This window comes from Qipengyuania sp. YIM B01966 (assembly GCF_016461955.1).
Lineage (GTDB): Bacteria > Pseudomonadota > Alphaproteobacteria > Sphingomonadales > Sphingomonadaceae > QFOP01.
The window spans coordinates 155,003-181,902 of sequence record NZ_JADMNM010000003.1 but is presented as its reverse complement, the minus strand read 5'-3'; the positions used below and the strand labels follow the sequence as shown (position 1 = coordinate 181,902).

Here is a 26,900-nt window from a genome sequence, read left to right as displayed (position 1 = left end):
CAACCGGCATTGCATCGCCGGACGCGCGCTTATAGCTGCTGGCGATGGACTTTTCCCCTCTTGGCTGGGTGCTGATCGCGCTGCTGCTGGCGGCGTGGACCGCCGCCGCCGGCTTGGCGCTGCTGACCTCTGCCCGGCGAACGCGGCAGGCGGCAAGCGCCCGCACAGCGGTTCGCAAGATGGCGCGCCTGATCGACGAGGCGCCGGCGATCCCGCTGCTGGTGCGCGCCGATGGCCGGCTTGAAGCGCCCGAGCGGCTGGCCCGCTGGCTCGGGCTCGAGCGGGTGCCGCAATTCCTCGCCGATCTCGCGCCGGGCGAGGGGCAGGGGCTGGCGGCCGAGCAACTGGCCGAACTGGAAGGCAAGGTCCGCGCGGCGCAGAAAACCGGCGCCTCGTTCCGCATGGCGCTGACCCCGCCGGGATCGCGCCGCAGCCTCGCGCTGCGGGGTTCGCTGGCCGATCCGCAGATTTCCCCCGGCGGCGCGGCGCTGGTCTGGGTGTTCGATTTCTCCGAAAGCGAAAGCGAGTTGGCGCAGTTGCGCGGCTCGGAAGCGCGCGCGCGGACCGATTATGCGGCACTGGTCGGCCTGATCGAAGCGGCACCGATCCCGATGTGGGTGCGCGGCGCGGACCACCGCCTGCTGCTGGTCAACCAAGCCTATGCCAGTGCCGTCGACGCGCCGGGCACCGCCGAGGTCATCGCCCGCCAGATCGAGCTGATCGAGCGGACCGATGGCCTCACCGCGGCGCAGATTGCCGAACAGGCGGCGGCGCAGCAGATGGCGGTCGAGCGGATTGTCGGCGCTACCATCGGCGGCGAGCGGCGGACCTTGCGGGTCAGCGATGTGCCGATCCCCGGCGTCGGCGTTGCCGGCTATGCGATCGACATTGCCGAGCTGGAAGAAGAACGCCGCGCCGCGCGCGCCTTCCGCGAAGCGCAGCGCCAGTTGCTCGACCAGATTTCGCCCGGCGTGGCGCAGTTCGATGCCGGGCAACGCCTGGTCCATGCCAACCAGCCGTTCCGCCGCATTTTCGGCCTCGGGCCCGAAGTCGCGCTGCATGATACGGGCTTCGGCCGCCTGCTCGGTGCGGCGCGCGATGCGGGCAAGACGCCCGAGGTGCGCGATTTTCCCGCCTGGCGGGCCGAGCGCGAAGGATGGTTCTCGGCCGGCGAACCGCAGGAGGAAATCTGGACGCTGGCGGGCGGCATCCATGTGCGGCTGGTCGCCCAGCCGATGCCCGATGGCGGGCTGGTGCTGATCGCGGAAGACCGTACCGAACAGCTCGCCCTGTCGGCCATGCGCGACACGCTGCTGCGCACCCGCACGGCGACCTTCGACAGCCTGTTCGAGGCGCTCGCGGTGTTTGCGCCCGACGGCCATTTGCAACAGTGGAACCGCTCTTTCGCGCCGGCCTGGGGGCTCGATCCCGCGCTGCTCGACGCGCATCCGGGGGCCGATGCGCTGACCGCGGCGCTGGCGCCATTGCTGGCTGACGAAGCGCAGGCGCCGGCGATTGGCGAGGTGGTCCGTGCGGCCACGCTCGACCGCAAGGAAACCGCCGGGCGGGTGCGGCTGGCCGATGGCCGCACGCTCGAATATGCCGGGGTGCCGCTGCCCGATGGCAATGGCCTGCTGACGGTGCTGGATGTCACCGCCAACGAACGGGCCGAAAGCGCGCTACGCGAACGGGCCGCCGCGCTCGAAGCGGCCGACGAGGTCAAGACCCGCTTCCTCGCCAATATGAGCTACGAATTGCGCACCCCGCTGACCACCATTGGCGGCTTTGCCGAGATGCTGCAGGCGGGGATTGCCGGCGAATTGAGCGCGCAGGGGCAGGATTACGTGGCGGCGATTATCGCGGCGGTCGCGCGGCTGACCGATCAGGTCGAAAACGTGCTCGACGTCTCGCAGGGCGAAGCGGGGTTGCTGCCCGTCTCGCGCCAGCGGATCGAACTGCTTCCCTTTGTCACCGACATCGTCCGCAGCCGGGAACAGGCGATTGTCGACGGCGGGCTGGCGCTCGATCTGCGCGGCGGGGCCGGGGCCAGGCTCGACGCCGATCCGCGCCAGCTGGGCCGCGCGCTGGGCCACCTGCTCGACAATGCAATTGCCGCCACCGCGCCGGGTGGGAAGATCCTCGTCGACCTCGCCAAGCCAAAGGGGGTGGTGCGGATCGTCGTCTCGGACAATGGCGCGGGGATGACGCGCGAGGAACTGTCGCGCGCCAATGACGGGCTGCGCCGCGCGCCCGACGGGTCGCTCGAACGGCGGCACGGGCTGGGCATTCCGCTCGCCCGCCAACTGGTCGAGGCGCATGGCGGCACGCTGGAGATCGTCTCCGAAAAGGGCGCCGGCACCTTTGCCACGATCCTGCTGCCGCCGGTGTCATGAGCGCACCGATCGCCTTGCCCGACCATGCCGCGACCGAGGCGCTCGGCCGGCGCATCGCGGCGATGCTGCGCGCGGGCGATGTGGTCGCGCTGTCGGGCGGGCTGGGGGCGGGCAAGACCACGCTGGCCCGCGCGATCCTCGCCGCGCTCGGCCATGCGGGCGAGGTGCCGTCGCCTACTTTCACCATCATCGAGACCTACGACACGCTTGAGCCGCCGGTGGTCCATGCCGATTTCTACCGGCTGGAGCGGCCCGAAGACGCCGCCGAACTGGGCCTCGACGATTATCGCGACGGCGCGGCGCTGATCGCCGAATGGCCCGAAATGGCCGGCGGCTTCGCGCACGATCCGGCCTGCCTTGCGGTGCGGCTCGAAATTGTCGGGGAGGGGCAGCGGATTGCGATTGCCGAGCCGGGGGCGCATTGGCAAACGCGCTGGCCATGAACGCACTTCCTGACGGGCTGGACGATTTCCTCACGCAGTCGGGCTGGGGCGGCGCGCTGGTCACGCCGCTGCCCGGCGATGCGTCGTTCCGCCGCTATTTCCGCATCCGTGACGAAGGCCGAGGGGCGATGCTGATGCACGCACCGCCGCCGCATGAAGACCCGCGCCCGTTCATCGCGGTGGGCGAATGGCTGGCCGGCCACGGCCACCGCGCCCCGGCGATCCTGGCGCAGGATGCGGCCGCCGGCTGGGTGCTGCTGGAAGATTTCGGGGATGACCGGATGCGCGACTGGCTCGACCTCCATCCCTCGGCCGAGCATGGCGCCTATCGCGCGGCGATCGATGCGCTGGCCGCGCTGCACCGCTCGCCGCCGGGGCCGTTCCGCCCCTATTCCCTGGCCGAATTTCTGCGCGAGGCGCGGCTGTTCACCGAATGGTTCTGCCCGGCGCAGGGGCTGACGGTGGACCAAGCGGGGTGGGATGCCGCGTGGACCGAAGTGTTGACCCCGCTGCTCAGCCGGCAAGATCCCGGCGTTACGGTGCTGCGCGATTATCATGCGGAAAATATCATGCTGCTCGGCCCGGCGGCCGATGGCGGCGGCGAACAGGGGCTGATCGATTTTCAGGACGCGCTGGTCGGGCACCCGGCCTATGATCTCGTATCGCTGCTGCAGGATGCGCGGCGGGACGTGTCCGTCGGTCTTGAGCACGCGATGATCACGCATTACCGCTCTTTGATCAACGTCGATGCTCAATTCGACGCTGACTATGCACGGCTCGGCGGGCAGCGGAATGCCAAGATCGTCGGCATTTTCACCCGCCTTTCGCGCCGCGATGGCAAGGATCGCTATCTGTCGATGATCCCGCGCGTCTGGCAGGCGCTCGAACGCGATCTGGCGCATGGTGAACTTGCGGCTGTAAGCGCATGGTTTGACGCGAATATTCCTGCTGAAATCCGCGCCCGGCACGGCGCTTTTTCGTGACCGCGAAACTGGCCTCCGACACCGCCATGGTGATGGCGGCGGGCCTCGGCAAGCGGATGCGCCCGCTAACCGCGACCCAGCCCAAACCGCTCGTCCGTGTCGCGGGAAAAGCACTGCTGGATCATGCACTTGACCACATCGTCGCCGCCGGCGTGACCCGCGCGGTGGTCAATGTGCACTACCTCGCCGAACAGGTCGAAGCCCATTGCGCCGCCCGCCGCGATCTGGCGATCACGATCTCCGACGAACGGCAGCAACTGCTTGAAACCGGCGGGGGAATGCTCAAGGCGCTGCCGCATCTGCCCGATCCGTTCTTCTGCGTGAACAGCGACAATGTGTGGATCGACGGCCCGCAAAACGCGCTCCATGAACTCTCCGCACAGTGGAACCCCGCGACGATGGACGCGCTCCTCCTCGTGGTGCCGCACCCGCGCGCCTTCCACCACGAGGGGCTTGGCGACTTCCATCTCGACGCCGCCGGCCGGTTGAGCCGCGCCAGGCCGGGACGGGTCGCGCCCTATATCTATATCGGCCTGCAACTGGTCGCGCACCGGCTGCTGCGCGAGGCGCCGGAGGGGCCGTTTTCGACCAATATCCTGTGGCAAAGGGCGATCGAAGAGGGGCGGCTCTACGGCGCGGTCTATTCGGGCCTGTGGTACGAGGTCGGCACGCCGGGCGCGATCCGGCCGACCGAGGCGGCGCTGGCCGGTGGCTGAGCCGACGCGGCCCACGGTCTATTCGATTGCCGCCCATCGCGGCTTTGCCGATGCGCTGGTGGCGGGCATTGTGCCCCGCTATTTCGAGTACGGCCTCGGCTTGGCGCGGCTGACGATGCTGCTGCCCTCCACCCGCGCGGTACGGACGATCACCGAGGCGTTCATCCGCAATGCGGGGGAAACCGGCCGCGATGGTCTGCTGCTACCGCGGATGGTGGTGGCCGGCGCGCTTGACCTGGACGAGGCGCTGGGGGCGCTGCTCGATCCGCTGGGCGCTGCCGACATCCCGCCTGCGGCCGATCCCACCCGGCGGTTGTTGCGCCTCGCTGAATTGCTTCGCGTCGAGCTGGGCGCGGATGCCCCGCCAGCGCCTGCGCTGCTGCGCCTGGCGCGCGACATCGCTGCAGTCATGGACCGGCTGCTGGTCGAGGATATCGCGCCCGAGGCACTGCTGTCCGACACCGTGCTCGACCGGCTGGAAAACCTCGCCGATCACTGGCGCGGCAATATCCGGCTGTTCGCCGCCATCCAGGCGCGCTGGCTGGCCGAACTCGATGCGCGCGGCGAGGTCGATGCCGCCACCCGCCGCAACCGCCTGTTCGACCATGCTGCGCGCCGCTGGCGGGCCGGGCCGCCCGCCTATCCGATCATTGCCGCCGGTGTCACCAGCGCCGCGCCCGCGCTCGCCCGGATGCTGCGGGTGGTCAGCGAATTGCCGGCGGGCGCGGTGATCCTGCCCGATCTCGACCTCTCGCTCAGCGCCGAGGTATGGGATGAACTGGGCAGCGCCGGGGCGGCGGCCGAGGGCGAGGCGCCCTTCGCAACCGGCGATGCGGTCACGCACCCGCAATACCATCTGAAGCTGTTGCTAAACCGAATGGGCATCGCCCGCGAGGAGGTGCAGCCATGGCATCGGCGCGGGATCGCCGCCGCCGCGCCCGAACGCAGCCATGCGATTTCCTCGCTGTTCCTGCCTCCGCAAGCCAGCAAGGCGTGGGTCGATCTGCCCGCAGACAAGCGCCGCCTCGCCGGGGTGCGGGTGATGGAAAGCGCCGGGCCGGAGGAAGAGGCGCAGGCCGCCGCGCTGCTGGCGCGTGAGGCGCTGGAGGTGCCCGAGCGCCGCGTCGCGATTGTCACCCCCGATCGCGGGCTGGCCGCGCGGATCGTCCAGCATCTTGCCCGCTGGAACATCGCGGCGGACGATTCGGCAGGCATCGCCTTGTCGCAAAGCGCCGCGGGCCGGTTGTTCCTGCTGCTGGCCGATGTCGCGGCGCAGCAGGCGGCGCCGGTGCCGCTGATGGCGCTGCTCGAACACCCGCTGGTGCGGCGGGGGGAGGAGCGCGCGCGCTGGCTGCAACAGGCGCGCCGGCTCGACCTCGTGCTGCGCGGCCCGCGCCCCTCGCCCGGCCTCGGCCCGCTGGGCGAGCTGGCCGAGAAGCACAAGCTCACCAACTGGTGGGACGAGGTCGCCTCCATCCTCGCGCCGCTGCTCGAAGGGGACGCGCTGCCGCTCGGCGCTTGGATCGAGCGGCTGACCCAAGCGGGCGAGGCGCTGGCCGGCGCGGAGCTGTGGAGCCGCGAGGATGGCCGCGCGCTCGCCATGCTGCTGGACGATCTGAGGCTCAACGCCGAGGAGGGCAGCCTCGCCATCGAGCCGCGCGATCTGGCGCCGATCCTGCGCGATTTCTGCGACGCGGTGCAGGTTCGCCCACCCTATGGCGGCCATCCACGGCTGGCGATCTATGGCCTGCTCGAGAGCCGTATGACGCGCGCCGATCTGGTCATCTGCGCCGGGCTGACCGAAGGCAGCTGGCCTGCCCGGCCGGCGACCGATCCGCTGCTTGCGCCGGCCATCCTGCGCGCGCTGGGTGTGCCGGGCGCCGATTTCCGTATCGGCCTCGCCGCGCACGATCTGGCGGGCCTGCTCGGCGCGCCTGACGTTGTGCTGAGCTATGCCCGGCGCGACGCTGCGGGCCCGGCCATCCCCTCGCGCTTCGTGCTGCGGGTGCGCGCCTTGCTGGGCGAGGATTTGCTGGACAAGCACATCGAACACGGGGCGGTAACGCTCGCCCGCGCGCTCGATCATGCGGAGGCGGCGCAGCCCTATCAGCGGCCCGAACCATGCCCGTCGGTCGAACAGCGCAAGGTTCCGGTCAGCGTCACCGCGCTCGACCGGCTACGGTCCGACCCGTACCAGTTCTATGCCAGCGCGATCCTGCGCCTCAACCCGCTCGATGCGCTCGATGCCGAGCCGACCCCCGCCTGGCGCGGCATCGCGGCGCACGCGATCCTCGAACGCTGGCACAAGCAAGGCGGTTCGATCGAGGCGATTGCCGACGCCGTGCTGGCCGAAGCGAGCCCGCATCCACTGATGCTGGCCCTGTGGCGGCCGCGTTTGATGAAGGCGCTCGAATGGGCCACCGCCGAGGTGGCGGCACAGCAAGGTCGCACGCCGGAGGTGTTCGAGGAACGCGGCGAGATGATGGTGCGCGGCGTTCGTATCCACGGCAAGGTGGACCGCATCGACCGGCTGGATGACGGGACGCTGGCCATCGTCGATTACAAGACCGGCAGCCCGCCTTCAGGCGCGCAGGTCGAGAAGGGCTATGCGCTGCAACTGGGCACGCTGGGCCTGATGGCGGAGGCCGGCGCATGGCCCAAGGCAACCGGCACGCCGTCGAAATTCGAATATTGGTCGCTCGCTCGTAATGCCAAAAGTCCGACTGGGTTCGGCTATATTGCGACGCCAGTCCTCGACGGCAACAAACGCAGCGGCATCCCGCCCGACAATTTCCTCCCCCAGGCGCGCTTCTTTCTCGATGACGCGCTCGACCGTTGGATCCTCGGGGAGGAGCCGTTCACCGCCCGGCTGAACCCCGATGCGCCCGGTTATGACACCTATGATCAGCTGATGCGGCTCGATGAGTGGGTGTTCCGCGATACCGGGGCCAAAGGGGGCGGCGCATGAGCGGCGGGGGCGGGCAGGTCTATCCGCTGAAGGACGAGCAGGCCAAGGCGGTCGATCCGGCGGATAGTGTCTGGCTGTCAGCCTCGGCCGGGACGGGCAAGACGCAGGTGCTCTCGGCGCGGGTGCTGCGGCTGCTGCTGCAACCGGGCGTCGCGCCGGGGCAAATCCTCTGTCTTACCTTCACCAAGGCGGGCGCGGCGGAGATGGCCACGCGGGTCAATGCGGTGCTCGCGCGGTGGGTCCGCCTGCCTGAAACGCGGCTCGCCAAAGACCTGATGGCGATTGGCGCGCCACACGATCAGGCAACCATTGCGCGGGCCCGTACACTGTTTGCCAGCGTGCTCGACTGCCCCGGTGGCGGGCTCCGGATCGATACCATCCACGCCTTCGCGCAATGGCTGCTCGCGGCGTTCCCCGAAGAGGCCGGGCTGATGGCCGGCACCCGGCCGATGGAGGACCGTGACCGCGATCTGCTGGCCCATCAGGTGCTGGCCGATCTGCTGGTGGCAGCGGAAGAGAGCGGCGACGGTGCACTGATGGACAGCCTCGCCGCGCTGTCGCTGCGGCTCGGGCCGGACGGCGTTCGCGCCTGGCTGATGCGCTGCGCCAATATGCGCGAGGCGTGGTTCGGCGCTGGCGCATGGCAGCCGCCGATGGCGGGGCGGGTGCGGAGCCTCCTCGGGCTGGACGGTGCTGAGGAGGACGAGGAAGCGGCGCTGGCCGCTTTGTGCGCGGATGACCGCTTCGATTGCGCGGCGCTGCGCCGCTGCGTGGCCGCCGCGCGCGGATGGGGCGCGGCGACCGGACAGGACATGGCGGATGCGGTGGAAGACTGGCTGGCGGGCGATCCGCCGGCCCGTAATGCGGGCTGCAGTGCGCTCTACGATGCACTGTTCACGCAGGCCGGCGCGCCGCGCTCGCTCAAGAGCCTCGCCAAAATCGACCCCGACTATGCTGCCCACGCCGAAGCCGTCATCGCGGCATTGCTGGCGATAGAGGAACGGCGGGCGCTGGGCGAATTGGCGCAATTCCTGACGCCCGCGCTCGAACTCGGACGCCGGTTCGCGCTGGCCTGGGACGAAGCCAAGCGGCGCGAGGGGCTGATCGATTTCGACGATCTGATCCGCCGTGCGGCGGCGCTGCTGACCCGCTCCGACCTGTCGGCCTGGATTCGCTACAAGCTCGACCGCGAGTTCGACCATCTGCTGATCGACGAGGCGCAGGATACCAATGAGGCGCAGTGGCAGATCATCAATGCGCTGACCGAAGAGTTCTATGCCGGCGAAGGGCAGCGCGGCGACCGGCTGCGGACCGTGTTCGTAGTGGGTGACTACAAGCAGGCGATCTTCCGCTTTCAGGGCACCAGCCCGGAAAATTTCCGCCGCGCGGGCGATCAATATCGCGACCTGATGCGTGCTGCCCGGCAGGCGGCAGCAGAGGCACGGGCCAACACGCTGCCGCGAGAGCTGGTCGATCTGGGGCTGGGCCGTTCGTACCGGACCGCGCAGGTCGTGCTCGATTTCGTGGACGAGGCGCTCGGCGCCATCGGCCACGAGGCGATCGGGCTGGCAACCAAGCCTGATGCGCACAAGGGCGACGAGCGGCCGGGGCAGGTGGTGTTGTGGGAACCGGTTTCGGCCCACTCGGAAGAGCCAGAAGCGGCCGCTGCCGACGATGAAAACCAGAGCAACTGGCTCAGCGAGCCGGAGCGGCGGTTGGCCGACCGGATCGCCCGGCAGGTCCGCCAATGGCTCGATAACGGATTTCCCTTGGTCAAGGGACGCGAGCGGCTGGCGGGGCCGGGCGACATCATGGTGCTGGTGCGCAAGCGCAAGGAACTGGCCGGGCTGATTGTCGCCCGTCTGCACGCTGCCGGGGTGCCGGTGGCGGGGGTTGACCGGCTGCGGCTGGCAGCGCCGCTGGCAGTGCGCGATCTGATCGCCGCGCTGGGGTTCGCCGCGCAGCCATGGGACGATCTGACGCTCGCCAATCTGCTGGTCTCGCCCCTGATCGGCTGGACGCAGGACGATCTGCTCACCCATGGCTGGCGTGACCAGCCGCATCAGCGCCTGTGGGAGCATCTGCAGGGGAGCGATGCGCCGTTGGTGACGGAAACCGTCGCTCGGCTTGGCGAATTGCTCAGGCTGGCCGATTTCGAGCCGCCGCAGGCCCTGCTGCATTGGTTGCTGGTTGGGCCGTGGCAGGGCCGGCGCAAGCTGGTCGCGCGGCTGGGGCGTGAGGCCAATGATCCGATCGACGAGCTGCTCAATGCAGCGATGGCGTTCGCCGCGACCAATACGCCAAGCCTGCATGGCTTCCTGCGCTGGTTCGCCGGTGGCGATGGCGAGTTGAAGCGCGAGGCGGAAGGGGCGGGCGATCTGGTGCGGGTGATGACCGTCCATGGTGCCAAGGGGCTACAGGCGCCGATCGTGATTCTCGCCGATGCGACGGGCAATCCGGATTCGTCGCGCACGCGCGGCCTGACGTTGCCCGATCAGCCGCCGGGTGCAGAGGCAGCTAGGCGCATTCCGCTGCCGCCGCTGGCCAAGGAACATAAGGTCGGCCCGGTAGCCGCCTCGGAAGAAGCCGAGCGCAAGGCTGAGCGCGAGGAGCACTGGCGGCTGCTCTACGTCGCGATGACCCGCGCCGAAGAAGCGCTGTTCGTCGGCGGTGCGCTAGGCAAGCGCGAGCAGGTGCCGGCGGCCGACAGCTGGTATGCACGGCTGCGCCCGCTGATGGCTGGTGAAGGTGAGCCCGATTTTATCTGGGGTCGCACCTGGCGGCGCGGCGACGGCGCCCCGCTCACGGCCGAACTGAGCGCCAGTCGTGCGGCGGGCAAGCCGACTGAGGCGACGGCTCTACCTGGTTGGGCGACCCACCCGGTGGGTGCTGAACCACGCCCGCCGCGTCCGCTGGCGCCCTCTGCTGCCGGAGCGGATCAGGCCCCCGATCCGCCGCTCCCCGCCGATGCGTTGAAGAGCGCAGCGCGGCGCGGGGTGCTGATCCACGCCTTGCTCGAACGCCTACCGGCGCTTGATGCGGCGGAACGGCTATCACTCGCCGCGGCGTGGCTGGCGCGGCAGGCGGGTGAGCTCGACCCTGCCGAACGCAGCGAGGTGCTGGGCGCGGCGCTGGGCGTGTTGGCGCAACCCGCCTGGGCCGCGCTGTTCGGGCCGGACGCGCTGGCCGAGGTGCCGCTCGCCGCAACGGTCGAAGGGCAGGTCATCGCCGGAACCGCCGATCGCCTGCTGGTCGAGCCTGAGCGCGTCACCGTGGTGGATTTCAAGACCACCCGCCGCCCGCCGCGCACGCTGGCCGAGGTGCCCGCCGCGACCGTCCGGCAGATGGCGGCCTACGCCGCAGCGTTGCGAGCGATCTATCCCGGCCGCGCTGTCCGCGCCGCGCTTCTTTATACGCACACGCCGCTGCTGATCGAATTGCCGCCCGACGCGCTCCACTGGTCCGTCAGCCATTGAGCGGCGCGCGCAAACCCCTAGATATGGCCCAGATACAGGAGATATGCGAAATGCCGACCAAAGCCGTCACCGATGCCAGCTTTCAGAGCGATGTTCTTCAATCGGACACCCCCGTGCTGGTCGATTTCTGGGCCGAATGGTGCGGTCCGTGCAAGATGATCGGGCCGGCACTGGAGGAAATCGCCGACGAGATGGCCGGGCAGGTAACTATCGCCAAGATGGACATCATGGAAAACACTGATGTGCCCGGCAACATCGGGGTCCAATCGATTCCGCTGCTGGTGCTGTTCAAGAACGGCGAGCCGGTGGCGCACAAGCTGGGGGCTGCGCCCAAGGGTCAGCTCAAGAGCTGGCTTGAAAGCGTCCTCTAGATAACGTCCTGCAAGCGTTCGGCCAGAGCGTCCCACAGGGCCGGGCTGGCCGCACCAATGAGCCCCGGTTGGTCGTGCTCATCCACCCGGTATGGCCGACCATCGGGCCGCGCTGCGCGGCCACCGGCTTCATTGAGGAACAAGACGCCCGCGGCATGATCCCACGCCAGCGTGCGCTCGAAATAGGACACGTCGTTGGCGCCGAGCGCAAGGCGGGGATATTGCTCCGCCGCGCAGCGCGGAATGTCGACCACCCGATAATGGGGGGTGATCGCCTGCTTCATCCGGGCGCGCTTGGCGGGGTCGAGAAACAGCATAGAGAGCGCGGCGACCGGCGGGTGTTCGTCCGTGCTGTGTGCGGTGATCCTGGTGCCGTTAATGAACGCACCCGTGCCTTCGTGCGCTGAACAGAACCGGCCGCTGAGGCAGTCATAGATCCATCCAGAACGGCAGATGCCGCCATCGGATCGCGCGATCAGGATACCGAACGGCGGACGGCCAGCGGCGAAGTTGTGCGTGCCATCAAGCGGGTCGACGATCCAGCACGCCCCTGACAGCGCGGCCTGCCCGGCCGGATCGGCATGGACGGCTTCTTCGCCCACGATCGGCAGCGAGGGGTCGATCCGCGCCAGCCCCTCGGCGAGCGCCAGTTCCGACTCCCGGTCAGCTATCGTGACGAAATCGTCGGTCGCCTTTTCCTCGATCTGATCGGCTGACAGCCGCTGATAGCGCGGAAGGATGATCCGGTCGGAGACCGAACGGACCAGGGCCAGCACCTCTTTGTCGAGCGCCGTCACGAGCGATAATCAGCGTTGATCGCGATGTAGCCATGCGTGAGATCGCAGGTCCATACCGTGGCACGGCCGTTGCCAAGCCCGAGATCGACATCCACCCGGATTTCGCGCCCGGCCAGATGGCGCGCGACCGGCGCCTCGTCATAATCGGGCAGCGGGATGCCGTCGCGCGCCGCCCATACGCCGCCGAAACCGATCGACAGCCGGTCGCGGTCAGCCGGCTCACCCGCTTTCCCGACGGCCATCACCACGCGGCCCCAATTGGCATCCTCTCCGGCAATCGCGGTTTTGACCAAAGGCGAGTTGGCAATCGCCAGGCCGATCCGGCGGGCGCTGTCGTCGGACACCGCGCCCGACACAGCGATTTCAATCAATTTCTGCGCCCCTTCGCCATCGCGGACGACCAGCAGCGCGAGTTGATGGCAGACATCCGACAGCGCTGCGGCAAACGCCTCGGCGCCTGCATCCTCCATCGTGGTCAGCACCGGGTTTCGCGCTTGGCCAGTGGCAAATGCCAAAACCGTGTCGCTGGTCGAAGTATCGCTATCGACCGTGATGCACGAGAACGTCCGGAGGTTGGCCGCGCTCAGCATCTCTTGAAGCAGCGTCGGCGTAACCGCCGCATCGGTGAAGATATAGCCCAGCATCGTCGCCATATCGGGGGCGATCATCCCGCTGCCCTTGATGACCCCGGCGAGAGTGACGCGAGTCTCGCCGATCATCGCGTGCGCCACCGCGCCTTTGGGAAAGGTGTCCGTCGTGCCAATCGCGCGCGCGGCATCCTCCCAAGTGCAAGGCGCCGCCGCCAGCACCGCCGCGACCCCTGCGCGCGCCTTGTCGCGGGGCAGCGGCACTCCGATGACGCCGGTGGAGGAGACAAACACTTCGGCCGGCTCGCATTCGAGCGCAGCGGCCACTTGCCCCATGATCTGCTCGACCGCCTCGCGCCCGCGATAGCCGGTGAAGGCGTTGGAATTGCCCGCATTGACCACCAGCGCCCGCGCGGTACCGCCAACCGCGCTCTCGCGGCCGAGTTCCACCTCGCTGGAACAACAGACGTTGCGCGTGAACACCCCCGCGACCGCAGTGCCGGGTGCAAGTTCGACCAGCGTCAAATCGGCCCGGTCCCAATCCTTATATCCCGCCCGCGCCACACGCAGCGTGACCCCCTCGATCGCGGGCAGTTCGGGAAAGGGGAGAGCGAGGGGGGAGGCATTCAGGTCCATGGCGCGCGCTTATGGGATGCTGTTCATCTGGGCAACCTAAGCCCAAAACCTAGCTTATTGGCACCTCCCATAGCGCTGCTTTCAAACTCGTGACCGTGCACTAACAAGGCATGGAGCCTGAGCATAAATTGGCGCTGCTGATCGCTGTGCTGGTTATCGGCGCTTCGGTCACGGTCTACCACTCTGGCCCGCCGCCCCAAGTCGATATGTCTCCGTTGCACCACTCTCTTGCGTCGCCGCGGCCGAGTTCTGAACGTTTGGCTGAATTTCCACGCGCGCCGTTGCCAAAGGGATCGCCGGGTCGGTGGCTCATCTCCGACGACTACCCAAGAGGGGCAGAGACTGCTGGGCTAGAGGGCGTCCTTTCTTTTCGCCTGGATGTGGACCCGTTCGGGGAGGTAACCTCCTGCGAAATACTCAAGAGCAGTCTTGTTCGTTCACTTGATGCGCGCGCCTGCAACGCGTTGTCGACACGGGCTCGCTTTTACCCGGCACTCGATGAAAACCAACAACCGGTAGCTGGAAGCTACAACGGCACTGTGCGCTTTATCACTCCGCAGTAAGGTCGTCGCCTGCTCCACGGCGCCAGCAGTGGACTTTTAACCACGGAGCGCTTATCTGGCGCGCCGATGCTAAGCCGCCTTCTTGCCTGCCTTGCGCTGCTTACCGGGCTTGCCGCCTTTGGTGCGCCGGCGAACGCGGCGGTGGTCGAGATGGCTGTGGCGCAGGTCGAGGTCGCATTCAATACCGGCGACAGCCAGCGCGCGGAGCGGCGCCCGTGCCAGATTCGCCGTAGCGGGGCACCTGCTGCGCCCGCTGCCGGAAGCCCGTGCCAGGCACGCAAACCGGTGGTGATCTACGTTCCGGCGGTTCTGCTCGGTCCTGATCGCGCGCGCGAATAACGCCGCCTCCTTTACGACCTTTTTTGATCGCCCCGTGGCACGCCTTTGCGCGCCTGCGGGCCACATGATTATCCCATCCCCCGATTCCAAAGGTTTGCCGCCATGCTTCAGGCTCTCATGAAATCCGTGTTCGGTTCGTCGAACGAACGCTACGTGAAATCGCTCGGCAAGGTGATCGCCCAGATCAACGCGCTTGAACCGCAGATCGGCGGCTTGAGCGATGCCGAATTGCAGGCCCAGACGCAGAAGTTCCGCGACCAGCTCGCCGGCGGCAAGACCCTCGATGACATTCTTCCCGAAGCCTTTGCGACCGTGCGCGAAGCCTCGCGCCGCGTGCTCGGAATGCGGCATTTCGACGTGCAGATGATCGGCGGGATCGTGCTCCACCGCGGCGAAATCGCGGAAATGCGCACCGGCGAGGGCAAGACGCTGGTGGCAACGCTGGCCACCTATCTCAACGCAATCGAAGGCAAGGGCGTCCACGTCGTTACGGTCAACGATTACCTCGCCCGGCGCGATGCCGACTGGATGGGGCAGATCTATCGCTGGCTGGGCCTGACGGTTGGGGTGATCGTCCCCAATCTCGACGAATATCAGCGCCGCGAGGCCTACGGTGCCGACATCACTTACGGTACCAATAACGAATTCGGTTTCGACTATCTGCGCGACAATATGAAGCACGAGCGCAGCCAGATGGTCCAGCGCCCGTTCAATTACGCGATCGTCGACGAGGTCGACTCGATCCTGATCGACGAGGCGCGCACGCCGCTGATCATTTCCGGCCCGACCGAGGACAAGACCGACCTCTATATGTCGGTCGATGCGATCGTGAAGCAGATCGACCCGTCCTTCTACGAAGCCGACGAGAAAACCAAGAACATTACCTGGACCGAAGACGGCGCCGAACGGATTGAGCAGATTCTTGCCGATGCAGGCCTGCTTGCCACCGACAATCTCTACGATGTCGAAAACACGCAGGTGGTCCACCACCTCGATCAGGCGCTCAAGGCGAACATCATGTTCAAGCGCGATATCGATTACATCGTCAAGGACGACAAAATCGTCATCATCGACGAGTTCACCGGGCGCATGATGGATGGCCGGCGGTGGTCGAACGGCCTGCACCAGGCGGTCGAGGCGAAAGAGGGCGTCAAGATCGAGCCTGAAAACCAGACGATGGCGTCGATCACCTTCCAGAACTATTTCCGCATGTATCCCAAGCTCTCCGGGATGACCGGCACCGCCGCGACCGAAGCGGCCGAGTTCTGGGACATCTACAAGATGAACGTCGTCACCATCCCGACCAACGTGCCGGTCCAGCGGATCGACGAGGAGGACGAGTTCTACAAGAACACGCAGGACAAGTTCAAAGCCATTGCCAAGGCGATCCGCGAAAAGAACGAGATCGGCCAGCCGGTGCTGGTCGGCACGGTTTCGATCGAGAAATCGGAATTGCTCAGCCATTTCCTCGATCAGGAAGGGGTCAAGCACTCGGTGCTGAACGCCCGCTTCCATGAAAGCGAGGCGCATATCGTGGCGCAGGCGGGACGGCTGGGGGCGGTCACCATCGCCACCAACATGGCCGGGCGCGGGACGGATATCCAGCTGGGCGGTAACATCGAGTTCCGCACGCAGGACGAATTGGGCGATATGCCCGAGGGGCCCGAACGCGACGCCGCCGTCGCCCGGATCGAGAGCGAGGTTCTGGCCGAACGTGAGCAGGTGAAGCAGGCTGGGGGGCTGTTCGTGCTCGGCACCGAACGGCACGAGAGCCGCCGGATCGACAACCAGCTTCGCGGCCGTTCAGGCCGCCAAGGCGACCCCGGCCTGTCGCGCTTCTACCTTTGCCTCGAGGACGATCTGCTGCGGATATTCGGCCCCGACACGCTGTTCTCGCGGATGATGAATTCGAACCTCGACGATGGCGAGGCAATCGGCAGCAAATGGCTGTCAAAGGCGATCGAGACCGCGCAGAAAAAGGTCGAGGCGCGCAATTACGACATCCGCAAGCAGGTCGTCGAATATGATGACGTGATGAACGATCAGCGCAAGGTGATCTACGAACAGCGCGCCGACATCATGGACGCCGAAGCGGTCGAAGATGTCGTGGTCGAGATGCGCCGCGATACCGTCAACACGCTGGTCGGCGAGGCTTGCCCGCCCGATTCCTACCCCGAGAAATGGGACATCGCCGGCCTCAAGCAGCGCACGCAGGATGTGCTGGGAATAGACGCGCCGATCGATCAATGGGTGCAGGAAGAAACAGTCGAGCCTGAAATTATCGAAGAACGGCTCCAGCAGCTCGCCGATGACAGGATGGCGCAGAAGATCGCGGATACGGACCCCGGTATCTGGCGCCGGGTGGAAAAGGGCATCCTGCTCGAACGGCTCGATCACCATTGGAAGGAACACCTCGCCACGCTCGATGCGCTGCGCCAGGTGGTATTCCTGCGCGCCTATGCGCAAAAGCAACCGATCAACGAATACAAGCAGGAAGCGTTCGGCCTTTTCGAGCGGATGCTCGACACCCTGCGCGAGGATGTGACCCGCATCCTGCTCACCAGCGAATTCCGCATGGCCCCGCCGATCGAGCAGGCGCTGCCGGAATTGCCGGCCTTCCTCACCGGCCACATCGACCCGCTGACCGGACTGGACAATTCCAACGATGGCGATGGCTCAGCGGCGATGGCTGCGCTGTTCGGCTCGCTTGCCGGCAGCCCGCGCGCGGCTTTCGGGCCCGGCGGGGCGGCGGGGGCGGATGACAATCCTTATGCCGGAATGGACATCAGCCGCAACGCGCCATGCCCGTGCGGTTCGGGCAGCAAGTACAAGCATTGCCACGGCGCCGCTGCCTGAGCGAACCTGGCTGACGCGAAAAGGCCCGCCGGGCGGATGCGCCGGGCGGGCCTTTTTCAGCGCGCTTGCAAGATGGCTCCCCGAGTTGGATTCGAACCAACGACCAAGTGATTAACAGTCACCTACTCTACCGCTGAGCTATCGGGGAGCAGCCCTTGCGAGCGAGGCGTGCCTATATGGAGGGCGCTTCGCTTTGGCAAGCCCCCCGCCCGGTTCAGAACGTGAATTGTTCGGCGACGATCCGGTCGTCGAGCGCGTGGCCAGGGTCGAACAGCAATTGCAGGCGCACATCCTCGGAAATCGCTACTCGCACCTCGGCGATGTCGCGCACTTCCTTCTGATCGGCGACCACCGAGACGGGCCGCTTGTCGGGTTCGAGCACGCGAAAGGTCACCCGGCTGTCATTGGGCAGGATCGCGCCGCGCCAGCGGCGCGGGCGAAACGGGCTTAGCGGCGTCAGCGCGAGCAAACCGGAATCTAGCGGCAGGATCGGCCCGTTGGCCGAGAAATTGTAGGCGGTCGAACCGGCGGGGGTGGCCACCAGCACCCCATCGCCGGTCATTTCCTTGATCCGCACCTTGTCGTTGACCGATATCTCGATCCGCGCGGTCTGGCGGGTTTCGCGGAACAACGACACCTCGTTGATGGCGCAGTGGCGGTGTGTTTCGCCGCCTTGTGTGACCGCGTCCATCACCAGGGGATGCACCATCACTGCCCGAGCCTTGGCAATGCGCCCCAGCAGCTTTCCCGCGTCGCGGTGCTTGTTCATCAGGAACCCGAACGTGCCCAGATTGACGCCATAAGCGGGCACGACGCGCCCTGCTTCGAGCATCTGGTGCAGGACGTGCAGCATATAGCCGTCGCCGCCGACCACGACCACCGTGTCGGCCCGGTCGAACGGCACCCAAGGGTGGAGGCCGACCAGTTCGGCCGCTGCGGCCTGCGCGCGGTCGCTGTCGGACACGCTAAGTGCGAGCGCGCCTGGATCAAACTCGGCCACGCGAATTCCTTCTCGAGTAACCGGCGCTGTACCGGAACGGGGCGCACGCTAGGGCGTGGGTTGTTTTTTGGCAACGGAGGCGCTTGCTGCGGCCATGCTCATGCACTCTGTGACAGACCCTGCGGATCCCCACGAGCGCCTTCTCGACGCCTGCTGCGCGGCCATCGAACGGGGGGAAATCGATGTGCTGTTTCAGCCGCAATTCCGCATCCAGGATGGCGCGATCGTAGGGGCGGAGGCGCTGGCGCGGTGGGCTCATCCCATTGACGGCGCCATCGCCCCCGAAATGCTGTTCATGCTTGCGGCCGAGCGCGGCTGTGTGCCGCAGCTGACACGCCACGTTGCGCATCGCGCACTGGCGGTCGCGGCCGGTTGGCCCGATCATTTGCGGTTGTCGGTGAACATCACCCCGGCCGATGTTGCGGCGCCGGGTTTCGCCTCGGATTTCGCCGCACTGGTCGCGCAGGCCCGTTTCGAACCGGCGCGGCTGACAGTCGAGATCACCGAAGAGGTGCTGCTGGCCGATGTGCAAGCTGCCGCGGCCGTGCTCGGCAAATTACGCGCGCTCGGGATCGCGATCGCGCTCGACGATTTCGGGGCGGGGTTCTGCAATTTCCGCTACCTCAAGCTGTTGCCGCTCAGCGGCTTGAAGCTTGATAGGACGATGGTGGAGGGGATTGCGGACGATCCACGGGACCTTGCCGTGTTACGTGGCATCTGTGCAATGGCACGGGCGTTGGGTCTGGTCGTGACGGTGGAAGGGATCGAGATGCCGGCGCAACTTGCGGCGGTTTCGGGCGAGAGTTGCGAAACTTATCAGGGATTCCTCAGCGCCCCACCGATGAGCGCCGCCGACTTTGCCCAACTGGCCGCGCAGCAGCGTTAGGCGGTGGCCTTGCTCGCGCGCCGGGCAATGCCGCTCAACCCCTTGGTCAATTGGTACAGCCCGTTGAGCCGGCTCTGCGGGTCGCCCCAGGCGCGGTTGATGACCAGCTTCATATCGGGCCGCAGCCTGGCGGTGTCCTTGAGACGCTCGACATAGGCGATCAGGCCGGAGGGGTCGGGGAAGCTGTCCTGATGGAAGCTGACCAGCGTGCCCCGCGCGCCAACATCGATTTTCGCGATGTTCGCGGCGATGGCCTGATGCTTGATTTCGATCAGGCGGATGAGGTTGGCGGTCGCCTGCGGCAGCGGGCCGAAGCGGTCGATCATCTCGGCGGCAAGCGCCTCGATCTCCGCCTTGCCATCGGCGTCGTTGAGCCGGCGGTAGAGTGCCATGCGCACGGCGAGATCGGGCACATAGTCTTCGGGAATCATGATCGGCGCATCGACGGTAATCTGCGGGCTGAGCCCGCTGCCGGCGCGATCCAGCCCGGCATCGCCCGCCTTGGCCGCAAGGATCGCGTCTTCGAGCATCGACTGATAAAGCTCGAATCCGACCTCGCGGATATGGCCCGACTGTTCGTCGCCGAGCAAATTGCCCGCGCCGCGAATGTCGAGATCGTGACTGGCAAGCTGGAAACCGGCGCCCAGCGAATCAAGGTCGCCGAGCACCTTCAGCCGCTTTTCCGCGACCTCGTTCAGCACCATGCCTTGCGGTGTCGTCAGATAGGCATAGGCGCGCAGTTTCGAGCGGCCGACGCGTCCGCGCAGCTGGTAAAGCTGGGCAAGACCAAACCGGTCGGCGCGGTGGATGATGATGGTGTTCGCGCTCGGAATATCGAGGCCGCTTTCGACGATGGTGGTCGACAGCAGCACCTCGTATTTCTTCTCGTAGAACGCGCTCATCCGCTCCTCGACTTCGGTCGGACTCATCTGGCCGTGAGCAGAGACGAAGCGGATTTCGGGGACATAGGCGCGCAGCCATTCCTCAACCTCGGCCATATCGGCGATGCGCGGCACGACGATGAAGCTCTGCCCGCCGCGATGATGTTCGCGCAGCAGCGCCTCGCGCATCACCACCTCGTCCCATTCCATGACATAGGTCCGCACCGCCAGCCGGTCGACCGGCGGGGTCTGGATGGTAGACAGCTCGCGCAGGCCCGACATGGCCATTTGCAGCGTGCGCGGGATCGGGGTCGCGGTCAGCGTGAGCATATGGACATCGGCGCGCAGCTGCTTGAGCCGTTCCTTGTGCGTGACGCCAAAGCGTTGCTCTTCATCGACGATGACGAGGCCGAGATCCTTGAAATTCGTCGTTTTCGACAGAATCGCATGGGTGCCGACGACGATGTCGATATCACCGCTTGCCAGCCCTTCGCGCGTTTCGGCCATCTCCTTCGCCGGCACCAGTCGCGACAACCGGCCGACCTTGAGCGGGAAGCCGGCAAAACGCTGCGAGAAATTGGTGAAATGCTGGCGCGCGAGCAGCGTGGTTGGGGCGACCACCGCCACTTGCTGCCCGTTCATCGCCGCGACGAAGGCGGCGCGCAGGGCGACTTCGGTCTTGCCAAAGCCGACATCGCCGCAGACCAGACGGTCCATCGGCCCCCCGCTTTCAAGGTCGGCCAGGACATCGGCGATGGCAGCCTCCTGATCCTCGGTCTCGGCCCAGGGGAAGCGGTCGACGAACTGGTTGTAGCTCGCCCCGTCCGCTGCCAGCACCGGCGCCTTGCGTAGCGCCCGCGCGGCGGCGGTGCGGAGCAGTTCGTTGGCGATTTCGCGGATGCGCTCCTTCAGCCGGGCGCGGCGCTTCTGCCATGCTTCGCCGCCCAGCCGGTCGAGCGCGACCGCCTCTTCCGATGCGCCATAGCGCGACAGCACGTCGATATTCTCGACCGGGATGTAGAGTTTGTCGCCGCCGGCATATTCCAGCATCACGCAATCATGCGCGCTCTTGCCGACGGTGATTGGCTCGAGCCCGAGATAACGGCCGATGCCGTGCTCCATATGGACCACCAGATCGCCGCGGTTGAGCGCCGAGAGCTCCGCGAGGAAAGCATCGGCATCGCGCTTCTTCTTGCGCCGGCGGACCAGCCGGTCGCCCAGCACGTCTTGTTCGGTGACAAGGTCCAGATCGGCATTGGCGAAGCCGCTTTCGAGCGGCAGCACCAAGGCGGCGGGACGGCCCTTGGCCGACAGGCCGAGCGCCTCCTGCCAGCTTTCGGCCAGTTGGACATTGGCGCCCGCTTCACCCAGGATCGAGGCGATCCGGGCCCTGCTGCCCGTGGAATAGGCGGCGATCAGCGGCCGGCGGCCGGCCTTGCCGGCGGCGAGCAGGTGCCGCGCCGCGGCCTCGTAAACATTGTCGCCGCGCGCCCTCTCGGGGGCGAAGTCGCGGCCCGAGGCGAAACCGAAATCGACTACGCTGGCACTGGCGGGCTGGGCAAAGATGTCAGCGCGGTGGACCGGCCAGTTGGCCAACGCCTCGGACAATTCGCCCGACGTCAGATACAGGGCATCGGCAGGCAGCGGGCGATAGGAACCCGCACCTTGCCCGGCAGCCTCGGCGCGGGCCTGGCGGTAATCGGCAATGTCGGTCAGCCGTTCTTCGGCCGCGGCCAGAGCGCCGCTTTCGGCGATGATCACATCGCCGGGTGCAAGATGATCGAACAGCGTGACCAGCCGTTCCTCGAACAGCGGCAGCCAATGCTCCATCCCCGCCAGCCGTCGCCCGTCGCTGACAGCCTGATACAGCGGATCGCCGGTCGCCGCTGCACCGAATGCCTCGCGATAGCCGCTGCGGAACCGGCGGATGGTATCGTCATCCAGCAGCGCCTCGCTCGCGGGCAACAGCAGGTGGCTGTTGAGTACGCCGGTGCTGATCTGCGTTGCCGGATCGAACAGGCGCAGCGATTCGAGCTCGTCGCCGAAGAAATCGAGCCGCAAGCCCCCGTCGAGGCCGGACGGGTAGATGTCGAAGATCGACCCGCGCACGGCATATTCACCGGCGTCGATCACCGTGTCCGTCCGGCTGTAACCCTGCCGCTGGAGCAGCGCGATCAGGCTGTCATGCCCAATGGTGGTGCCGGGTTTGAATTCGCGGATCGCCTCGCGGATGCGGAACGGGGTCAGCACTCGTTGCAGCACCGCATTGATCGTCGTGACCAGCAATTGCGCGCCGGCCCCGCGCGCCTGCAGCCGGTGCAAGGTCGCCAGCCGCCGCGCGCCGATCGAAAGGGCGGGCGAGGCGCGGTCGTACGGCAGCGCGTCCCAGGCGGGGAATTCGAGGACCTCGAGCTCGGGCGCGAAAAAATGTGCTGCCTCGCTCGCGGCGCGCATCGCGGCATCGTCGGCAGTGATCAACACCGCGCGGCCCTTGCCTTGCGCGCCCTGGGCGGCGCGGGCGAGGTCGCTCAGCACCAGCGGCTGCGCGCCGCGCGCCAGTGCCGCCAGCGTCAAGGGCGTCTTGGCCGCGAGGATCCGTTGCAGGTCAGCCATTATGGTCGTTCCGGTTACAGCGCACGCCCGAAAGCCCGCAGGCGGCAGCCGGCGGGCAGGATGGTGGCGCGGCCTAGCGGCTTGGCGAGGCGGGCGCTAGCCCTGGATGGTAACGTAATCGAGCCGGCGCATGGCGCGCATCTGGTCGCCATCAAGCTCGGGCGGGATGGCCTGCGTGCCGAGCGCCCAGGCCATGATATCGACGTCCTCTTCGTCAAGCAGCACCTCGAACCAAGCAAGGCCCGCTTCGTCCCATTCGCCGTGATAGCGATCGAAGAACCCGCCAATCATGTAATCAGCTTCGCGCGTGCCGCGATGCCAGGCACGGAAGCGGGCGCGAGCAAGGCGGTGGGCGCGGTCGGTCATCGCGCGCGGGTTAGGCGCACGCCCCCTGCTTGGCAATCGCCGGCCAGTGGCATAGCGATGCAGCGATGCGCCCGGACATTCTGAACCCGCTGTTTGCCGAGGTCGCGACGCTTGATGGCGTCGGGCCGAAGCTCAGGAAGCCGCTGGACCGGCTGGGGCTGACCCGGGTGCGCGATGTCCTTTATCACCTGCCCGACCGGTTCGTGTCGCGCCGGGCGATAGCCAATCTCGACGAGGGGTCGGTGGGGGAACAGGTGGTCGTCAAGCTGACCGTGCGCGAACATCGCGCCGGGGCCAGCCAGCGGGCGCCGCTGCGGGTCATGGCGGAGGATGCGGCGGGCAATTATCTGGCGCTGATCTATTTCGGCAAGGCGGGTTATTCCGCGCGCAAGCAACTGCCTGTGGGCGCGGTGCGCTGGGTGGCGGGCAAGCTCGAGCAATATGATCAGTCGTGGCAGATCGTCCATCCCGACCATGTGGCGGAAGAAGGCGGCGCGGCGATGGGGCGGCTGTGCGAGCCGGTCTATCCCTTGGCGGAAGGGCTGACGCAGCCGCGCATGGCCGATTTCGCCGCGCAGGCGCTGGTGCGGCTGCCCGATCTGCCCGAATGGATCACGCCCTCGCAACTGGCACGCGCGGGCTGGCCGGCCTGGGCCGAGGCGCTGCGGCTCGCGCATCGCGGGGACAATCCGCTGGCGCGCGACCGGATCGCCTATGACGAATTGCTCGCCAATGCGCTGGCGCTGATGCTGGTACGGGCGGACAATCGCCGGCGGCGGGGGCAGGCGCTCAAGGGCGACGGGCGCCTGCGCGCGCGGCTGGCTTTGCCGTTTCCACTCACCGGCGCGCAGCAGCGCAGCATTGGCGAGATCGAGGGCGATCTGGCGCAGGACACGCCGATGTTGCGGTTGCTGCAGGGCGATGTCGGCGCGGGCAAGACGGTGGTCGCGCTCGAAGCGATGCTGATCGCGGTGGAGGGCGGGGCGCAGGCGGCTTTGCTGGCGCCGACCGAGATCCTCGCCCGCCAGCATTTCGAGACGCTGCGGCGGATGGCCGCGCCGACGGGCGCCGAGATCGCGCTGCTGACCGGCCGCGACAAGGGCCGCGCGCGCGAGGCGACGTTGCTGGGCCTGCTTGATGGCAGCATCGACATCATCGTCGGGACGCACGCGATCTTTCAGGACAGCGTTGCCTACCGCAATCTGGGGCTGGTGGTGATCGACGAACAGCACCGCTTCGGTGTATCGCAGCGGCTGGCGCTGGCGGGCAAGGGGCGATTGGCGCCGCACACGCTGGCGATGACCGCCACCCCGATCCCCCGCACGCTGACGCTGGCGCAATATGGCGAAATGGACGTTTCGCGCCTCGACGAGATGCCGCCGGGCCGCCAGCCGATCGACACGCGAGTTATTGCGCTCGACAGGCTGGAGGATGTCGTCGCCGGGCTGGGCCGGCACCTTGCCGAAGGGCGGCAGGCCTATTGGGTCTGCCCGATGGTCAGCGACAGCGAGACGATCGATCTCGCCGCGGCAGAAGCGCGCTATGGCGTTTTGCGCGAACGCTTCGGGGCCGAGGCTGTGGCGCTAGTCCACGGGCAATTGACGCCCGAGGCCAAGGACGCGGCGATGGAGCGGTTTGTCCGCGGCGAGGCGGGGCTCCTGGTGGCGACCACGGTGATCGAGGTTGGGGTCGATGTGCCCAATGCGACGCTGATGGTGATCGAACAGGCCGAACGTTTTGGCCTGGCGCAATTGCACCAATTGCGGGGGCGGGTGGGGCGGGGCGCGGAAAAGTCCGTCTGCCTGCTGCTGCGCGGCGAAACCCTGTCCGATGTCGCGCGCGAACGGCTGGCGCTGCTGCGCGAGACGCAGGACGGCTTCCGGCTGGCGGAGGAGGATTTGCGCCTGCGTGGCGGGGGCGAGCTCCTCGGCACGCGCCAGTCGGGCGACGCGCCTTTTCGGCTTGCCACCCTGGAGCAGATCCAGCGCCTCGCCCCGGTCGCGCAGGAAGATGCCCGGTTGCTGGTCGAGCATGAGGGCGAGCCCGGCACGCTGGGCGGCCCGCGGGGTGATGCGGCGCGCATCCTGCTCTATCTGCTGGAACGCGATGCCGGCGTGCGGACACTGCGCGGCGGTTGACAGGCTGGACCGGAGGCGGGCGTGCGCTTATCCCATCCGCCAGATATTTCCGGGAGAGAACAATGAAACGCCTGTTTGCCGCCCTGGCCCTTGCTGCGGCCCCGATCGCGCTGGCATCCCCTGCCAGCGCCGCCGCGGAGGACGATCTCGCCGCGCTGCTGCGCGATGCCTGGGCCTATACGCTGTCGCAGGCGCCGACCTATGCAACCTCGCTGGGGGTGCGCGATTATGACAATCAGATCGGCGATCCCAGCATCGCGGCGATGGATGCGCAGGCGGCCAAGGCGGCAGAGTTCCTTCGCCGGCTCGACGCCATACCCACCGATAGCCTCGGCGAGCAGGAGCGGGTCAGCGCAGCGATCCTGCGGCGCGAGCTACAATCGACAATCGCCGGCAACCGCTTCGGCCAGCGGTTGATGCTGTTTTCGACCTATTCCGGCTGGCATCAGGGTTTTGCCGGCATGGCCGACAATCTGCCCTTTGCCACCGGGGCGGACTATCGCTCCTACCTTGCCCGGATCGCGCAATATCCGGCCTACAATGACGAGGCGCTGCGGGTCAGCCAGATGGGCGTCGATCAGGGCTATGTCCTGCCCTGCGCGGTGCTCGGCAAAGTCGAGCGTTCGATTACCGGGGTGGTTGCCGATGATCCGACCAAGAGCCGCTATTACGCCCCGTTCCTGCGCCCACGGCCGCGCGATGTCAGCGAAGCGGAGTGGGCGGCGATGCAGGCAGAGGCGCAAGGCGTGATCCGCGACCGGATCAACCCCGCCTACCGCCGCCATGCCGACTGGTTCCGCACCTCGTATCTGCCCAAATGCAGCCAGGCGATCGGCGTGTCGGCCCAGCCGGGCGGGGCGGAATATTACGCTTTCCGCGCGCGCGAGATGACCACCACCGACATGACGCCCGAGCAGATCCACCAGCTCGGCCTCAGCGAAGTGGCCCGCATCCGTGCCGAGATGGAGACCGTCGCGCGGGAAGCCGGGTTTGCCACGCGCGAGGCGTATATCGAGCATCTGCGGACCGATCCGCAATATTACGCCAAAACGCCTGAGGAACTCATCGCCGCCGCCTCGGCCGAGGCCAAGCGGCTCGACGGGCTGATGCCGCAATATTTCGGGCGGCTGCCCCGGCTGCCCTATGGCGTGCGCGCGATTCCGGCCGAGACAGCCGAGGGCACGACCACCGCCTATTACAATTCCGGCTCGCCCCAATCGGGGATTGCCGGGTTCTATTACGTCAACACCTCCAAGCTCGATCAGCGCCCGCTGTTCGAACTGCCCGCGCTGACCGCGCATGAGGCGGTGCCGGGCCATCACCATCAAATTGCGCTCAATCAGGAACTCGACCTGCCCGATTTCCGCCGTTTCGGTGCCAGCGCGACCGCCTTTGTCGAGGGCTGGGGGCTCTATGCCGAGCGGCTGGGTATCGAGATGGGTATCTACGACACGCCGGCCGAGAATATGGGGCGGCTGAGCTACGAGATGTGGCGCGCCACGCGGCTGGTGGTGGATACCGGAATGCACGCCAAGGGATGGACCAAGGAGCGCGCCGTGGCGTTCATGCGCGACAACACCGCGCTGTCGGATGCCAATATCGATGCCGAGGTGAACCGGTATATCTCGTGGCCGGGCCAGGCGCTGGCCTACAAGATCGGCGAGCTGAAAATCCGCGAATTGCGCGCCCGGGCAGAAAGCGCGCTCGGTAGCCGCTTCGATATCCGCGCGTTCCACGATGTCGTACTTGGGAGCGGCGCCGTGCCGCTGTCGGTGCTGGAGGAACAGGTGGACCGTTGGATCAGGCGCGAAACGGCGATAATGAACGACGCTCGGCCGGCGCCGGTGGTGAACTAATAAACCGCAAGCGTCGGTTGCGAATCGGAACC

Annotated in this window: 18 protein-coding genes and 1 tRNA gene; 13 read left to right on the top strand and 6 right to left on the bottom strand. The window is 67.1% G+C overall.

The features are described 5' to 3' along the window. Window positions 1-44: 44 nt before the first annotated feature. Genes ILT46_RS05830 through trxA form a run of 7 tightly spaced genes read left to right on the top strand, consistent with a single transcriptional unit; the run spans window position 45 to window position 11,350 of the window. Window positions 45-2,393: a sensor histidine kinase gene (locus ILT46_RS05830; RefSeq protein WP_199503698.1), complete on the top strand. Its 2,349-nt coding sequence runs from the start codon at window positions 45-47 to the stop codon at window positions 2,391-2,393. Beyond that, the gene (gene tsaE / locus ILT46_RS05825; protein WP_199503697.1) at window positions 2,390-2,836 is read left to right on the top strand and encodes a tRNA (adenosine(37)-N6)-threonylcarbamoyltransferase complex ATPase subunit type 1 TsaE; all 447 of its coding nucleotides are present in this window, start codon (window positions 2,390-2,392) and stop codon (window positions 2,834-2,836) included. Before ILT46_RS05830 ends, tsaE begins: the two co-directional genes overlap by 4 nt. Further along, window positions 2,833-3,819 carry an aminoglycoside phosphotransferase family protein gene (locus ILT46_RS05820; protein ID WP_199503696.1) on the top strand — a complete coding sequence of 329 codons (987 nt, stop codon included), beginning with the start codon at window positions 2,833-2,835 and terminating at the stop codon, window positions 3,817-3,819. Before tsaE ends, ILT46_RS05820 begins: the two co-directional genes overlap by 4 nt. Beyond that, entirely contained in the window at window positions 3,816-4,535 is a 720-nt protein-coding gene (locus ILT46_RS05815; RefSeq protein ID WP_370592351.1) for a nucleotidyltransferase family protein, read from the top strand. The genes ILT46_RS05820 and ILT46_RS05815 overlap by 4 nt, the downstream gene beginning before the upstream one ends. Further along, window positions 4,528-7,503, top strand: coding sequence for a double-strand break repair protein AddB (gene addB / locus ILT46_RS05810; RefSeq protein WP_199503695.1), 2,976 nt, complete (start codon window positions 4,528-4,530; stop codon window positions 7,501-7,503). Before ILT46_RS05815 ends, addB begins: the two co-directional genes overlap by 8 nt. Beyond that, a complete protein-coding gene (gene addA / locus ILT46_RS05805; protein WP_199503694.1) occupies window positions 7,500-10,979 on the top strand; it encodes a double-strand break repair helicase AddA in 3,480 nt (1,159 codons plus the stop codon). Before addB ends, addA begins: the two co-directional genes overlap by 4 nt. Before the next feature lie 50 nt (window positions 10,980-11,029). Beyond that, on the top strand, window positions 11,030-11,350 hold the full coding sequence (gene trxA, locus ILT46_RS05800) for a thioredoxin (RefSeq protein WP_199503693.1): 321 nt from the start codon (window positions 11,030-11,032) through the stop codon (window positions 11,348-11,350). Here trxA and ILT46_RS05795 read toward each other — a convergent pair. Further along, window positions 11,347-12,147, bottom strand: a complete 801-nt coding sequence (locus ILT46_RS05795; RefSeq protein WP_199503692.1) for an inositol monophosphatase family protein — start codon at window positions 12,145-12,147, stop codon at window positions 11,347-11,349. The two genes, trxA and ILT46_RS05795, sit on opposite strands and share 4 nt — an antisense overlap. Further along, window positions 12,144-13,370 (bottom strand): bifunctional glutamate N-acetyltransferase/amino-acid acetyltransferase ArgJ, encoded by a 1,227-nt coding sequence (gene argJ, locus ILT46_RS05790; RefSeq protein ID WP_199503691.1) that lies wholly within the window; start codon window positions 13,368-13,370, stop codon window positions 12,144-12,146. Before argJ ends, ILT46_RS05795 begins: the two co-directional genes overlap by 4 nt. Before the next feature lie 110 nt (window positions 13,371-13,480). On the opposite strand from argJ, the gene ILT46_RS12380 reads away from it, so the two are divergent. The 3 genes from ILT46_RS12380 to secA all read left to right on the top strand — a co-directional run bounded on the left by ILT46_RS12380 (window position 13,481) and on the right by secA (window position 17,128). Continuing rightward, a complete protein-coding gene (locus tag ILT46_RS12380; protein ID WP_370592350.1) occupies window positions 13,481-13,933 on the top strand; it encodes an energy transducer TonB in 453 nt (150 codons plus the stop codon). A 66-nt stretch (window positions 13,934-13,999) separates the two neighbouring features. Beyond that, window positions 14,000-14,272 carry a hypothetical protein gene (locus tag ILT46_RS05780; protein ID WP_199503689.1) on the top strand — a complete coding sequence of 91 codons (273 nt, stop codon included), beginning with the start codon at window positions 14,000-14,002 and terminating at the stop codon, window positions 14,270-14,272. Between the two features lie 102 nt (window positions 14,273-14,374). After that, window positions 14,375-17,128, top strand: a complete 2,754-nt coding sequence (gene secA / locus ILT46_RS05775) for a preprotein translocase subunit SecA (protein WP_199503688.1) — start codon at window positions 14,375-14,377, stop codon at window positions 17,126-17,128. A 73-nt stretch (window positions 17,129-17,201) separates the two neighbouring features. On the opposite strand, the gene ILT46_RS05770 is transcribed toward secA, so the two are convergent. Both ILT46_RS05770 and ILT46_RS05765 read right to left on the bottom strand, forming a co-directional pair. Continuing rightward, window positions 17,202-17,276: transfer RNA gene (locus tag ILT46_RS05770), tRNA-Asn, on the bottom strand. A gap of 66 nt (window positions 17,277-17,342) precedes the next feature. Then, window positions 17,343-18,128: an NAD kinase gene (locus ILT46_RS05765; protein WP_199503687.1), complete on the bottom strand. Its 786-nt coding sequence runs from the start codon at window positions 18,126-18,128 to the stop codon at window positions 17,343-17,345. Window positions 18,129-18,228: 100 nt separating this feature from the next. On the opposite strand from ILT46_RS05765, the gene ILT46_RS05760 reads away from it, so the two are divergent. Further along, window positions 18,229-19,014, top strand: coding sequence for an EAL domain-containing protein (locus ILT46_RS05760; protein WP_233397035.1), 786 nt, complete (start codon window positions 18,229-18,231; stop codon window positions 19,012-19,014). Here ILT46_RS05760 and mfd read toward each other — a convergent pair. After that, the gene (gene mfd / locus ILT46_RS05755) at window positions 19,011-22,508 is read right to left on the bottom strand and encodes a transcription-repair coupling factor (RefSeq protein WP_199503685.1); all 3,498 of its coding nucleotides are present in this window, start codon (window positions 22,506-22,508) and stop codon (window positions 19,011-19,013) included. The two genes, ILT46_RS05760 and mfd, sit on opposite strands and share 4 nt — an antisense overlap. A 96-nt stretch (window positions 22,509-22,604) precedes the next feature. Beyond that, window positions 22,605-22,874: an FAD assembly factor SdhE gene (locus ILT46_RS05750; protein WP_199503684.1), complete on the bottom strand. Its 270-nt coding sequence runs from the start codon at window positions 22,872-22,874 to the stop codon at window positions 22,605-22,607. A 65-nt stretch (window positions 22,875-22,939) separates the two neighbouring features. Between ILT46_RS05750 and recG the strand changes: the two genes are divergently transcribed. Both recG and ILT46_RS05740 read left to right on the top strand, forming a co-directional pair. After that, window positions 22,940-25,012: an ATP-dependent DNA helicase RecG gene (recG, locus tag ILT46_RS05745; protein ID WP_199503683.1), complete on the top strand. Its 2,073-nt coding sequence runs from the start codon at window positions 22,940-22,942 to the stop codon at window positions 25,010-25,012. 62 nt (window positions 25,013-25,074) lie between these two features. Further along, a complete protein-coding gene (locus ILT46_RS05740; protein ID WP_199503682.1) occupies window positions 25,075-26,868 on the top strand; it encodes a DUF885 domain-containing protein in 1,794 nt (597 codons plus the stop codon). Window positions 26,869-26,900: the final 32 nt, after the last annotated feature.

Bases quoted from the DNA above. Each gene is read 5' to 3' on its own strand.
- ILT46_RS05830 (WP_199503698.1), top strand. From the start codon at position 45: ATGGACTTTTCCCCTCTTGGCTGGGTGCTGATCGCGCTGCTGCTGGCG.
- tsaE (WP_199503697.1), top strand. From the start codon at position 2,390: ATGAGCGCACCGATCGCCTTGCCCGACCATGCCGCGACCGAGGCGCTC.
- ILT46_RS05820 (WP_199503696.1), top strand. From the start codon at position 2,833: ATGAACGCACTTCCTGACGGGCTGGACGATTTCCTCACGCAGTCGGGC.
- addA (WP_199503694.1), top strand. From the start codon at position 7,500: ATGAGCGGCGGGGGCGGGCAGGTCTATCCGCTGAAGGACGAGCAGGCC.
- trxA (WP_199503693.1), top strand. From the start codon at position 11,030: ATGCCGACCAAAGCCGTCACCGATGCCAGCTTTCAGAGCGATGTTCTT.
- argJ (WP_199503691.1), bottom strand. From the start codon at position 13,370: ATGGACCTGAATGCCTCCCCCCTCGCTCTCCCCTTTCCCGAACTGCCC.
- ILT46_RS12380 (WP_370592350.1), top strand. From the start codon at position 13,481: ATGGAGCCTGAGCATAAATTGGCGCTGCTGATCGCTGTGCTGGTTATC.
- ILT46_RS05780 (WP_199503689.1), top strand. From the start codon at position 14,000: ATGCTAAGCCGCCTTCTTGCCTGCCTTGCGCTGCTTACCGGGCTTGCC.
- secA (WP_199503688.1), top strand. From the start codon at position 14,375: ATGCTTCAGGCTCTCATGAAATCCGTGTTCGGTTCGTCGAACGAACGC.
- ILT46_RS05760 (WP_233397035.1), top strand. From the start codon at position 18,229: ATGCACTCTGTGACAGACCCTGCGGATCCCCACGAGCGCCTTCTCGAC.
- mfd (WP_199503685.1), bottom strand. From the start codon at position 22,508: ATGGCTGACCTGCAACGGATCCTCGCGGCCAAGACGCCCTTGACGCTG.
- ILT46_RS05750 (WP_199503684.1), bottom strand. From the start codon at position 22,874: ATGACCGACCGCGCCCACCGCCTTGCTCGCGCCCGCTTCCGTGCCTGG.
- recG (WP_199503683.1), top strand. From the start codon at position 22,940: ATGCGCCCGGACATTCTGAACCCGCTGTTTGCCGAGGTCGCGACGCTT.
- ILT46_RS05740 (WP_199503682.1), top strand. From the start codon at position 25,075: ATGAAACGCCTGTTTGCCGCCCTGGCCCTTGCTGCGGCCCCGATCGCG.